This window comes from Idiomarina abyssalis (assembly GCF_900116625.1).
GTDB classification, from domain to species: Bacteria; Pseudomonadota; Gammaproteobacteria; order Enterobacterales; family Alteromonadaceae; genus Idiomarina; species Idiomarina abyssalis.
Window position 1 is genome coordinate 943,079 of record NZ_FPBE01000001.1, and the last position, 11,944, is coordinate 955,022.

Below are 11,944 nucleotides of genomic sequence, written 5' to 3' on the forward strand. Positions count from 1 at the left end.
TTGTAACTGAGAAAATGCATTCATGTTCATCCCTGAACGTTTTGTTTAACGCAGTCCTTTTGGGCTGCGTTTTTTTATGTCTTTCAGTTAGATACCTGACCAGACTTTGCAGCCTGACTGAAATAATTTGCCAGAAAGGTATCAAAGTCAACTTTATTGTCTTGTTTGTAACGGTCTGCAAAAGCTTGTTCCGACTCTTGCGCCCATTTAGTAAAGTCACTCTGCACGTAATAACTTAGTGACTCATTATTAAACTGCTCACGGTACTGCTTAGCCAGTTGCATGCCTAAACTGCTGTTGTCTCTATTCTGTTCTTTAAGCAGCCCTAAAATTTGTCCTGAAAGTGTTCGTTCCGGATTCAAAACCCACTCGTAAAGATCAGCTAAATGGTTTTGGTAGCGTTTCTCTCCCGAACTATCATCTAAAGCTTTTGCCAACGGAGTAAAATCAGCAAACAGCTCTTCTAACCAGTCTGCCATTAAACGGTCAATACCATTTTGTTGCAAACTCAGGCGCGGATCCCGACCCTGCATAACCACTTTGGTAAAGTTTTTATCGGCTTGTTGCTGTTGTTCCCAGCTCATGTCTTCACTTGGTTGCAACAAACAGTACAGCAACATCAAATCAAGAAAATGCATTTGCTGAGCGGTAATACCAACATCGCTAAACGGATTTACATCCAGAGCTCTGATTTCAACATATTCTACACCGCCTCGCTCAAGAGCCTGACTTGGTGTTTCGCCGTCATGCGCGGTTTGTTTAGGGCGGATAGGTGAGTAAAACTCATTTTCTATCTGCAAAATATTATCGTTAAGTTGACGGTAGTCGTCGCCTACTTTTACACCAATTTTCGAAAACTGCTGAGACGGCGTTGTAATGGCTTTACGTAACCCTGAAACATATTCCTGCAGAGAGTTGTAGGTTATCTTGAGCGTTGCCTGTTCTTTGTTGGTATAACCCAAGTCACTCATTCGTAATGACGTACCATAAGGAAGATAGACTGTTCCTTTACCAACGGTATCGAAATTCCACTGGTTCAGTATTTCCTCATTATTGGTCTGGCAGAAAAACGACTTACACAAAGCCGGAGACGCTCCAAACAAATAAGGAATAACCCAGGCTATGCGCTTGAAGTTACGAATCAGTGCAAAATATTGATTAGTGCGAAAATCCTGGCTATTGCTAACGCCTTCAATCGCAGCCAGCTCTTCCCACATTTCATCGGAAACCGAGAAATTGTAGTGCACACCGGCAATGACTTGCATAGTGGCGCCATAACGATAGGTTAAACCGCGGCGATAAAGACTTTTCATTCGCCCGGAGTGAGAGTCACCATACTTAGCAATACGGATATCCTCGTCAGATCCGATATAACAAGGCATGCTCATTGGCCATAACAGCTCATCACCAATGGCTTTATAAGTTACCCGGTGAATATCACGAAGCTGCTCCAGTGTGGTTTCAATATTACTTGCCACTGGGGTAATAAACTCAAGCAGATTCTCTGAATAATCGGTCGTAATTGTTGGGTGAGTCAGGGTTTTTCCTAACTCCTGCGGGTGATCGCCTGGCGCCAGCGTTCCATTTTCTTTTATGCGCAAAGCTTCTCGCTCAATACCACGCCCGATGCCCTGCCAGACTGCTGTTTTACCCGATTGCTTAAGCTTTTCGATAACTGCTTGAAATGTTGCTTGCAAAAGACAACTCCATTCACTGAGGCGGATAGTTTTCTGCCGATTAGCTTACTGGTAATTCGCTCAAAGGTCTATGTTTGTCACTGTTAATTTGCGTTCATACCTTGGCGATTCAGGCTCAACGTGGCAGACTACATGCCGATTATATAACCACTCGGTTACGGATTAACCATGAACTCATTCTGGACGTTTTTACAACTAATTTTTGTCATCCTTCAGGTAACCAGTCTGGCGTTGTACGCACTATTGCCTGCACCCTGGAGCGACACAGTATTAGTCGCAATGATATTGTTCAGTTTGATTATCGGTGTCGTTATTTGGTGGTGGTCGAGACGTAATGCTCTGACCGCACCTTTTCGCCAACCCTTTCTGTCGTCCGACTCACTGCAACTATTTGAGCAAGTATTTAATGACCTGCCAACACGAGTTTACTGGCGCGATCCTCAACTTAAACTGCTGGGCGGAAACCGCGCTTTTGCCAACGATTTTGGCGTTGCACCGGAGTCTTTGACTGGTAAGTCAGATGCCGAAATTGAATCACTTGCTGCTAATGACGTTTTACTGGAAAGAGATAAAAAGACATTTAGCCAGAAAGCCCCTTCTGTCAATGCAGAAATAGAACTAAAAGTTGACAATAAGAGCCAATGGGTAGAGCACTCGAGCGTTCCTCTTTACGATGATGACCATAACATTATTGGTATCCTTGGCAGCTACTACGATATTTCTGGTATTAAGTCTGTTGCTGAGGAGATGGAGAAAGCAAAAGAAACAGCTGAACGCGCAAACCAGTCAAAAGGCGAGTTTCTGGCTAACATGAGCCATGAAATTCGTACTCCAATTAACGCAATTGTGGGTATGGCAAACCTTTGTCTAAAAACAGAACTGAATCAAAAACAGAAACGCTATATAAAGGTCATCGATTCCTCGTCGCAGGCACTTCTCGGTGTCATCAACGACATTCTGGACTTTTCAAAAATTGACGCCGGCAAACTAACCGTTGAGCGAATTCCTTTTGATTTACAGGACGTACTAACCTCTCTTGCAGACATGTTTGCCTACCGGGCCTATGATAAAGATCTTGAATTCATCATTAATTTGCCGGCCAATATACCCACCCGCCTGATAGGCGATCCGCTGCGGTTGAATCAGGTTTTGGTTAACCTCATCAGCAACGCCATTAAGTTCACTGAAGACGGCGAAATTAATGTAGCGGTTAACTTGCTGGATAGCTCAAAAGACAATGTTCTGTTGCGTATTTCCGTCACCGACACCGGTATCGGTATGGATGAAGAGCAGCGAGCCAACCTGTTTAAAGCTTTTACTCAGGCCGATACCTCGACAACCCGAAAATATGGCGGAACGGGCCTTGGGCTGGCTATTTCCCGTCGCCTTATATTGCTTATGGGTGGCGATATCGGTGTCACCAGTGCGGCTGGGCAAGGCTCAACTTTTTACATAGAAGTGGAGCTCCCCCTACAGAAAGAACAAGACAACAGCCACCATCAATATCTTCTGCAAAAGCTCAGCGGCGTACGTATTCTTGCCATTGATGACAACTTAAGTACTCGTGAAATGTTGTATGAAATGCTGCGCAGTTACCAGGTTGATGTAAAAGTTTGTCGCACTGCAGAACAGGCGTTGCAAGTTTTCCAGCAGTCCGTAGAAGAGGACAACCCTTATCAATTAGTATTAGTTGACTGGCGTCTCCCCGGCATGGATGGTCTTGAATTTTGCCAGACAATAACAGAACGTTACGCAGACGATGTTCGTCCTAAACTGACTCTGGCAACGGGTTACTATGCCGAAGAGTTATCGGAAAAGGCCAAACAAGCGGGAGTCAATGACATCATTTCAAAGCCTTTTACCGCGTCAACTTTGGGTAGGAGTCTGGCTTCGACGTTATTCCAACGTGAACTCCCTGATGAAAGCGATGCAGAGAGCGGCGACGGTATCCCGGAGAGTATTCTGCGGGCCCCCATTTTGGTGGTAGAAGACAATGAAATTAATCAACAAGTCGCCAGAGAAATTCTTACAAGCCATAAGTTCAAAGTGGATATCGTAGAAAATGGGCAATTAGCCGTAGAGGCCGTTCACAACAAAAATTATTCTTTGGTTCTAATGGATATTCAGATGCCTGTCATGGATGGGCTTAAAGCAGCCCGGACCATACGTGCGGACTTTAACTATCAGCAGCTTCCTATCCTGGCAATGACCGCCAACGCAATGAGTGGTGATGAAGAGCGATCATTAGCCGCTGGCATGCAGGGGCACATTGCCAAGCCTATTGATGAGCAGCAGTTGATTAAAGCCATTATTAAATGGGCTGTTCCCGGCGACTACACGAATAATCAGCAGCCAGAAGTGCCTGCCGCTACTGAAGAGGATGAACCGGCTAAGCCACCCGTTCGTATACCACAGGTGAAAGGTATTGAATTTGAGGCCGCATTAAAACGGTTACAGTATAACGTAGAGCTTTACCTTAAGCTGGTTGAGCAGCTTTATGAAACGTACCAGGGCAGCGCAACCAAGGTCTCTGATTTTATCACCCGGGGTCAGCACGACAGCGCTCGTCGTTACTTTCATTCGTTAAAAGGCGCAGCGGCTAACCTTGGATTTACACAATTACAAAATAAAGCGGCTGATTTAGAGCAGTTTATGGCCGAAGGCAATATCGATAAAGTTGCCGACCAGATTACAGAACTGGAAAAGCGTTTACGTTATGCCCATCAGGCAGCAGTTGATTTAGAAGCCATTCAGCAACATCAGTCTTAAGGACTTGCCATGACAAGATACTTTTTTATTATTCCGTTATTACTGAGTCTGCTTTGGTTGCTGTATTTGCGCGCTAATGGCTGGAGTATCAAACAAGGTTATAAAGGCTTTGTATATATTGCAGTAATAAGCGCTGTCATCGCCGCTTTTTACACGGCGATGATGTTTCTTACCGGACGTTAAACCAATGCCAGTAAAACGCCCGCAGCTACTGCTGAACCTAATACTCCGGCTACGTTAGGGCCCATAGCATGCATCAGCAAGAAGTTTTGCTGGTTTGCCTGTAACCCAACTTTATTCACCACCCGGGCCGCCATAGGAACGGCTGAAACCCCTGCGGCTCCAATTAACGGATTAATCGGGTCTTTACTCAGTTTGCCCATCAGCTTCGCCATTAAGATGCCACTGGCGGTTCCAATGGAAAATGCCACCGCACCTAATACCAAGATGCCCAGCGTTTGGAAACTGAGAAATTGATCTGCCTGCAATTTAGAGCCAACAGCCAAACCAAGGAAGATGGTCACAATGTTAATCAGCTCGTTCTGAGTGGTTTTTGTTAAACGCTCAACCACACCCGATTCACGCATCAGATTTCCGAGACAGAACATGCCAACCAAAGGCGTTGCTGAAGGTAAAAACAACAACGTCAGGCCCATAGCTATTAGCGGGAAGAAAAGCTTTTCACGACGAGCTACCGGGCGCAGTTGCTCCATTTTAATCTCACGCTCAGCTTGAGTGGTTAGCAACTTCATTATCGGGGGCTGGATAATAGGTACCAATGCCATATACGAATACGCCGCGACAGCAATTGCCCCCAATAAATCAGGTGCCAGCTTTGATGCCAGGAAAATCGCTGTTGGCCCGTCAGCCCCACCAATTATAGAAATTGCAGCAGCATCCGACATCGAAAACTCAATGCCCGGAATCCCGTTCAGGGCAATAGCTCCAAATAAGGTTGCAAAAATACCGAACTGAGCGGCACCACCCAAAAACAGCATTTTGGGGTTTGCCAATAACGGCCCGAAGTCAGTTAATGCGCCAACCCCCATGAAAATAAGCAACGGGAACATACCCGTATCGATGCCAACACTATAAACGTAATAGAGAACACCACCCGGCTCTGTGAAACCGCCTAAAGGAATGTTTGCCAGAATTGCACCAAAACCTATTGGCAGCAGCAATAACGGCTCAAACTTCTTTGAAATGGCCAGGTACAGCAACACACCACCAACAACAATCATACTGAGTTGGCCGAACGTCATTGCGGCAATGCCAGTGGTTTCCCATAATATCTGCAGCTTATCCATATTAGCCTACCGTCACCAGAGCATCGCCGACGGTCACAGCATCACCTTCTTTCACGTGAAGAGACTGAACCTTACCGTCTTTCTCCGCTTTAATGTCGGTTTCCATTTTCATCGCTTCCAATACCAATACGACATCACCGGCTTTAACCGTTGTTCCCTCTTTGGCGACAACCTTAAAAATGTTACCGGCCAGCGGCGCTTTAATGGTTTCGCCCTCACCAGAACTTGATTCACCGGAGGCATCGGACTGCGTTTCAGATGACTTAGACTGTTCGTCAGATGAGGCTGACTTCACTGAATCTAACTTACCTGTAGGTCCAACTTTGACGTTATAGCGTTTACCGTCAACTTCAACTTCGTACTGCTCGACACTACCCGTTGTTGCAGGCGCTTCTTTTTCTTTGGCCTCAGCTTTTTCTTCAGTCTCTTGACCCGGCGCAGGTTCAAAAGCATCGGGGTTATCGCGATTTTTAAGAAATTTCAGACCAATTTGCGGGAAGAGTGCATAAGTCAGAACATCATCCACAACGTCATCAGCAAGACGAATATCTTCATCAGTTGCTTTATCTTTAAGCTCTTTCGTGAGTGCATCCAGTTCGTTGTCCAGCAAATCTGCCGGACGACAGGTAATGGCTTCTTCACCATCCAGAACTCGTTTCTGTAGATCTTTATTCACCTCTGCTGCAGTCGCACCGTATTCACCCTTCAAAACGGCAGCTGTCTCTTTAGAGATGTTGGAGTAACGCTCACCGCTCAATACGTTCAGAACCGCCTGGGTTCCTACTATTTGTGACGTTGGTGTAACCAGCGGAATAAAGCCAAGGTCTTCGCGTACTTTTGGAATTTCTTCCAGTACTTCATCAAACTTATCCAGAGCCCCCTGTTCTTTCAGCTGGCCTTCCATGTTAGTCAACATACCACCAGGAACCTGGGCCAGAAGAATGCGTGCATCGACGCCTTTTAAAGAGCCTTCGAATTTCGCGTACTTCTTCCGAACTTCACGGAAATAACTGGCTACTTCAGCTAGGTCTGGCAGAGACAAGCCGGTGTCCCGGTCTGTGTTCTCTGTCATTGCAACCAAAGTTTCAGTCGGCGAATGACCATAAGTCATGCTCATTGAAGAAATAGCGGTATCGAGCATATCAATACCGGCATCTATTGCCTTTTGATAGGTCGCAACACTTAAGCCTGTTGTTGCGTGACACTGCATTGCAATAGGCAAGTCCGTGTTTTTCTTCAACGCACTAACCAGCTCATAGGCATCGTTCGGTCTTAATAACCCAGCCATGTCTTTAATGAACAGAGAGTCACAGCCTAAATCTTCTAACTCCTGTGCCATTGCTACCCATTTATCCAGTGTGTGCACCGGGCTGACAGTATAGGCAAGTGTTCCTTGTGCATGGCCTTCAACATCTTTGGCCGCTTTAATCGCAGTTTTTAGGTTACGAACATCGTTCATCGCATCAAAAATACGAAAAACATCAACGCCATTTTCTTTAGCTCGTTCAATAAAACGTTTTACAACATCGTCAGCGTAATGACGATAACCCAATAGGTTCTGGCCTCTGAGCAACATTTGCTGACGAGTGTTAGGCATCGCTTTTTTCAATTCACGAATGCGCTCCCAAGGGTCTTCGCCCAAGTAACGAATACAAGAATCAAAGGTCGCTCCCCCCCAGGATTCCATTGACCAATAGCCGATGCTGTCCAGCTTCTCGGCAATAGGTAACATGTCTTCCAGACGCATCCGCGTTGCGAGTAGTGACTGATGAGCGTCACGAAGTACCAACTCTGTCAGTAACAGGGGTTTACTCATTATGATTTCTCCTTGTTATTCGCTGCTTTCGTGCCATTGCGATAATGATGAATGGCAGCTGAAATTGCAGCCAGTACCGCAGGAGGTGCCGTATCAGAGTTTTTATCTTTGACTGGAGAGTGACGGCTGGTAACAGCCTCCGGCGTTGGGATCAAACGCTTCATCGCGCTCATGGCAACGACCAGTAGACAAAGAAAGATAATGACTGCACCCATACCAACGAGCATGAGTTGCGCAGCTTGACTGAGCAGTTCCGACACGAAGCACTCCTAATTGGTTGCTAAGGTATTGTTATAAAATTATTAAATACTATGGTAGCAAGTCACGCAAGGAGATACAGCAGTAAATAGTGGGTATTCAGAGATTAAATGCGATTGAAAATTAAGCAGGATACACTATAGGGAGTAAAAAGAATGGCGCGCTCGGGAGGACTCGAACCTCCAACCGCCTGGTTCGTAGCCAGGTACTCTATCCAGTTGAGCTACGAGCGCGTATTCAGGTTAGTAACAATATGGCGCGCTCGGGAGGATTCGAACCTCCGACCGCCTGGTTCGTAGCCAGGTACTCTATCCAGCTGAGCTACGAGCGCGTATTGTTACTATAAACGACTGGCGGAGAGGGAGGGATTCGAACCCTCGATAGGGCTACAAACCCTATACTCCCTTAGCAGGGGAGCGCCTTCAGCCACTCGGCCACCTCTCCAAATCGTTGTGGCGTGAATTCTAGCGATGTTGGCAATAATGTCAATCGCTTTTTTAAAAACTCGGGTCTAAGTGTGGGATAATTAACCATCTCGCATGAATTTTCTGCAAAATGCCCGAAAACATAAAAAAAGACCGGCTTTCGCCGGTCTTAGTCTGAAAGTTTATTCTTTATCTTGCTCATCGTCCTTTTCGGACTGAATACGCATATAAATCTCTTCGCGATGAACGGAAACGTCTTTCGGGGCATTAACACCAATACGCACTTGGTTTCCCTTAACGCCGAGAACAGTGACCGAAACATCATCACCTATCATCAATGTTTCACCTACACGGCGAGTTAAAATTAGCATAGATTGCTCCTTCAATACTGTTCCGATTCTTACCGCGAATATCGAACATTTCCCTGAACTGTCGTAAGCAGTCTACCAATACTGAGAGCGATTACACTATAACGAAACGCATAATTTTTCGTTGTGTTTTTAACCCTCGGTACGACAACTAGAGTTGCTGTTGTAACCAAGTTGTTGCGGTAGCCAGAGCTTCATTTAACTGTTCCGGGAGTGAACCACCCGCCTGGGCCATATCAGGGCGACCACCGCCTTTACCACCAACCACGTTAGCCGCCTGATTCACAATATCCCCTGCTTTAACTTTAGACGTTAAATCGGCAGTAACGCCAGCTATAAGACTGACTTTATTACCATTTGCAGTTCCTAATAATACGATGCCGGAACCAATTTGGTTCTTCAGGTCATCAACTAAACCGCGTAAAGATTTAGGATCCGCCTGATCCAACTCCGCAATTATTGCTTTAACGCCATTAATATCAATGGCCTGGGCGATTAAACCGCCACCAGCTTGCTGTGCTAATTTCTGTTGTAACTGTTCATTTTTACGCTCAAGCTCACGAAACTTCTGCTGCAACTGCTGTACTTTTTCAGCGACAGAGTTCGACTCGGTTTTTAACTCACCGGCAAGATTTTGCAATATAGACTGTTGTTGTTGGGTGTAGCGAATAGCGGCTTCACCGGTTACAACTTCAATACGACGGACACCCGATGCGATTCCCCCTTCAGAGGTTATTCTGAATAAACCGATATCACCAGTCGCTTTTACGTGCGTGCCACCGCAGAGTTCCATAGAGAAGTCTCCCATGCGCACAACACGCACCTGATCGTCATACTTCTCTCCAAACAACGCCATGGCGCCGGCTTCTTTCGCTTGATCAATTGCCATGAGTTCAGTTTGTAATGGCAAGTTAGTTCGAATTTGAGCATTCACCTCACGCTCAAGCTGAGCCAGTTGTTCATTTGTAACGGGTTCAAAATGCGAGAAGTCAAAGCGCATTTTATCGGCCTCAACTAACGAACCTTTCTGCGTAACATGTTCACCCAACAAGTTTCTAAGAGCGGCATGAAGCAAGTGAGTCGCAGAATGGTTGCGTTTAATATTTTCTCTACGCTCTGAATCAATTTCAGCTTTTACACTGTCATTTAACTTCACAGGCGCTTTGGCAACACCATGGTGCGCTATTGCTTTACCAATGTATTGAGTATCAGTAACTTCAAAAGCGTTACCGCTTGCAACTAACACACCTTTATCGCCTATCTGACCACCACTTTCTGCGTAAAACGGTGTTTCTGAAAGAACAACAATACCTTTGTCACCAGCTTGTAACTCTTCCACCGGTTGCCCTTCTTTGAAAAGCTCAACCACTTTTGCCTGCCCGGCAACATCATCGTATCCGGTAAATGTCGTTTGATTTTCAGACTTTAACTGTTGGTTATAATCCATACCAAACTGAGACGCCTGTTGAGCTCTCAGACGCTGTTCAGACATAGCTTGTTCAAAGCCTTCCTCATCAACTGTCAGCTCATGCTCACGTGCAATATCCGCCGTTAAGTCAACCGGAAAACCATAGGTGTCATAAAGTTTGAATACGACATCGCCGGGTATCACTTTGCCTTTAAGCTGACTAATTTCATCAGACAAAATAGCCAGGCCTCGCTCAAGTGTCCGGGCAAACTGCTGCTCTTCTCGCTCCAGCGCATCTTTAATGATCTGCTGTTTCTGAACTAACTCAGGGTACGCATCGCCCATCTGTCGTGCTAACTCATCAACTAAGCGGAAAAAGAAAGCATCTTTAGCACCTAATAAATGTCCGTGACGCACGGCTCTTCGTATTATACGACGCAGCACATAACCACGGCCTTCATTAGATGGCATCACGCCGTCAGTAATCAGGAATGAACACGAACGAATATGATCAGCGATTACCCGCAACGACTTATTATCAAGATCGTCGGTACCAATAATTTCAGCTGCCGCTTTAATCAAGGCCTGGAATAAGTCAATTTCGTAGTTGCTGTGAACGTTCTGCATAATGGCAGAAATGCGCTCAAGCCCCATGCCTGTATCAATCGACGGATCGGGCAATGGTTCAAAAGTTCCGTCAGCCTGACGGTTATACTGCATAAAGACCAGGTTCCAGATTTCTATATAACGGTCGCCGTCTTCTTCTGGTGTCCCCGGAGGACCGCCCCAGACTTCCGGACCATGATCATAAAAAACCTCAGAGCAAGGTCCACAAGGACCAGTATCACCCATAGACCAGAAATTATCCTTTTCACCAATGCGTGAAATGCGGTCTTCCGGAACACCGATATCTTTTGCCCAAATATCGTAAGCTTCATCGTCTTCAGTGAAGACCGTTACCCAAAGCTTTTCCGCCGGTAATTTCAACTCTTTGGTTAAAAAATCCCAGGCATATTGAATTGCCTGCTTTTTAAAATAATCACCAAAGCTAAAATTCCCCATCATTTCAAAAAATGTATGATGACGAGCGGTATAACCAACGTTTTCGAGGTCGTTATGCTTACCTCCGGCACGAAGACAACGTTGCGCAGAGGTGGCTTTGTTATAACGGCGCTTGTCAGTACCCAGAAAAACATCTTTGAACGGAACCATTCCCGCATTGGTAAATAAGAGGGTTGGATCGTTGCCTGGAATCATTGATGACGAAGGCACTTTTTCGTGTCCTCGTTCAGCAAAGTAATTTAAAAATGCATCACGAATTTGGGCACTGTTCATGCTCATGTTGAGTCCTACTTTTCTTAACTGAGTGACTTTAGGTCAATATTTTAATGGCCTAAGACTATCATGAAGTAGCCGCCTAGCCTAGCGTCGTGGTCGATTGACACAAGCGAAAATTTGCTCCGGAGCAAAGCCTCTTTGCTGCAAAAAACGAACCTGACGACTCCACTCTTTTTCGTCCGCAGGCTGGTCATCGCCGAATTTCTTTTGTTTCAACTCTGCACACAACTCAAACCAGTCAACTTCCATTGAATCGAGCACACTTTCAGCAATCTGCGCAGAGACGCCTTTTTGTTGAGTTACTTGAGCAAGGATTTTTAACCGCCCCTGCTTTTGCCCTACTTTCTCGCGAATAAAACTTGCGGCAAAACGCTCGTCGCTCTGCCATCCTTCGTTATCAAGTTCATCAACAACGCGCTTAACCATGTCTGCGGGCCATTGCTTTTGTATTAATTTACGCTTTAATTCAGTACGACTTTGTTCGCGCATAGCAAGCAACCTGAAGGCACTGTCGCGCAACGATTTCTCGTCATATTCTGAACTTTCGTCCATGGTCTA

9 protein-coding genes and 3 tRNA genes are annotated in these 11,944 nt (G+C 45.7%); 2 read left to right on the plus strand and 10 right to left on the minus strand.

All coding sequences use genetic code 11. The features are described from left to right. Positions 1-83: 83 nt before the first annotated feature. Positions 84-1,697 (minus strand): glutamate--cysteine ligase, encoded by a 1,614-nt coding sequence (gene gshA, locus BM359_RS04630; RefSeq protein WP_054488400.1) that lies wholly within the window; start codon positions 1,695-1,697, stop codon positions 84-86. A gap of 168 nt (positions 1,698-1,865) precedes the next feature. On the opposite strand from gshA, the gene BM359_RS04635 reads away from it, so the two are divergent. Together BM359_RS04635 and BM359_RS13080 are read left to right on the plus strand one after the other, a co-directional pair. Beyond that, a complete protein-coding gene (locus BM359_RS04635) occupies positions 1,866-4,466 on the plus strand; it encodes a response regulator (RefSeq protein WP_054488402.1) in 2,601 nt (866 codons plus the stop codon). Between the two features lie 9 nt (positions 4,467-4,475). Next, positions 4,476-4,649, plus strand: coding sequence for a hypothetical protein (locus BM359_RS13080; protein WP_167336995.1), 174 nt, complete (start codon positions 4,476-4,478; stop codon positions 4,647-4,649). Here BM359_RS13080 and BM359_RS04640 read toward each other — a convergent pair. The 9 genes from BM359_RS04640 to BM359_RS04680 form a co-directional block, all read right to left on the minus strand. After that, complete coding sequence (locus BM359_RS04640) at positions 4,646-5,773, minus strand: sodium ion-translocating decarboxylase subunit beta (protein ID WP_054488404.1); 1,128 nt, start codon at positions 5,771-5,773, stop codon at positions 4,646-4,648. The genes BM359_RS13080 and BM359_RS04640 overlap by 4 nt on opposite strands. Position 5,774: 1 nt before the next feature. Then, positions 5,775-7,589, minus strand: coding sequence for a sodium-extruding oxaloacetate decarboxylase subunit alpha (oadA, locus tag BM359_RS04645; RefSeq protein WP_054488406.1), 1,815 nt, complete (start codon positions 7,587-7,589; stop codon positions 5,775-5,777). After that, entirely contained in the window at positions 7,589-7,849 is a 261-nt protein-coding gene (locus BM359_RS04650) for an oxaloacetate decarboxylase subunit gamma (RefSeq protein ID WP_054488408.1), read from the minus strand. Before BM359_RS04650 ends, oadA begins: the two co-directional genes overlap by 1 nt. A gap of 154 nt (positions 7,850-8,003) precedes the next feature. Continuing rightward, positions 8,004-8,080: transfer RNA gene (locus BM359_RS04655), tRNA-Arg, on the minus strand. A gap of 21 nt (positions 8,081-8,101) precedes the next feature. After that, a tRNA-Arg gene (locus tag BM359_RS04660) sits at positions 8,102-8,178 on the minus strand. 20 nt (positions 8,179-8,198) lie between these two features. Continuing rightward, a tRNA-Ser gene (locus tag BM359_RS04665) sits at positions 8,199-8,291 on the minus strand. 163 nt (positions 8,292-8,454) lie between these two features. Then, on the minus strand, positions 8,455-8,643 hold the full coding sequence (gene csrA / locus BM359_RS04670; RefSeq protein WP_011234973.1) for a carbon storage regulator CsrA: 189 nt from the start codon (positions 8,641-8,643) through the stop codon (positions 8,455-8,457). A gap of 148 nt (positions 8,644-8,791) precedes the next feature. Next, a complete protein-coding gene (gene alaS / locus BM359_RS04675) occupies positions 8,792-11,389 on the minus strand; it encodes an alanine--tRNA ligase (RefSeq protein WP_054488409.1) in 2,598 nt (865 codons plus the stop codon). A gap of 81 nt (positions 11,390-11,470) precedes the next feature. Beyond that, the gene (locus BM359_RS04680; protein WP_054488411.1) at positions 11,471-11,938 is read right to left on the minus strand and encodes a regulatory protein RecX; all 468 of its coding nucleotides are present in this window, start codon (positions 11,936-11,938) and stop codon (positions 11,471-11,473) included. Positions 11,939-11,944 lie beyond the last annotated feature (6 nt).

Excerpts from the sequence above, each read along its gene's own strand:
- BM359_RS04635 (WP_054488402.1), top strand. The coding sequence starts at position 1,866 with ATGAACTCATTCTGGACGTTTTTACAACTAATTTTTGTCATCCTTCAG.
- BM359_RS13080 (WP_167336995.1), top strand. The coding sequence starts at position 4,476 with ATGACAAGATACTTTTTTATTATTCCGTTATTACTGAGTCTGCTTTGG.
- BM359_RS04640 (WP_054488404.1), bottom strand. The coding sequence starts at position 5,773 with ATGGATAAGCTGCAGATATTATGGGAAACCACTGGCATTGCCGCAATG.
- oadA (WP_054488406.1), bottom strand. The coding sequence starts at position 7,589 with ATGAGTAAACCCCTGTTACTGACAGAGTTGGTACTTCGTGACGCTCAT.
- csrA (WP_011234973.1), bottom strand. The coding sequence starts at position 8,643 with ATGCTAATTTTAACTCGCCGTGTAGGTGAAACATTGATGATAGGTGAT.
- alaS (WP_054488409.1), bottom strand. The coding sequence starts at position 11,389 with ATGAGCATGAACAGTGCCCAAATTCGTGATGCATTTTTAAATTACTTT.
- BM359_RS04680 (WP_054488411.1), bottom strand. The coding sequence starts at position 11,938 with ATGGACGAAAGTTCAGAATATGACGAGAAATCGTTGCGCGACAGTGCC.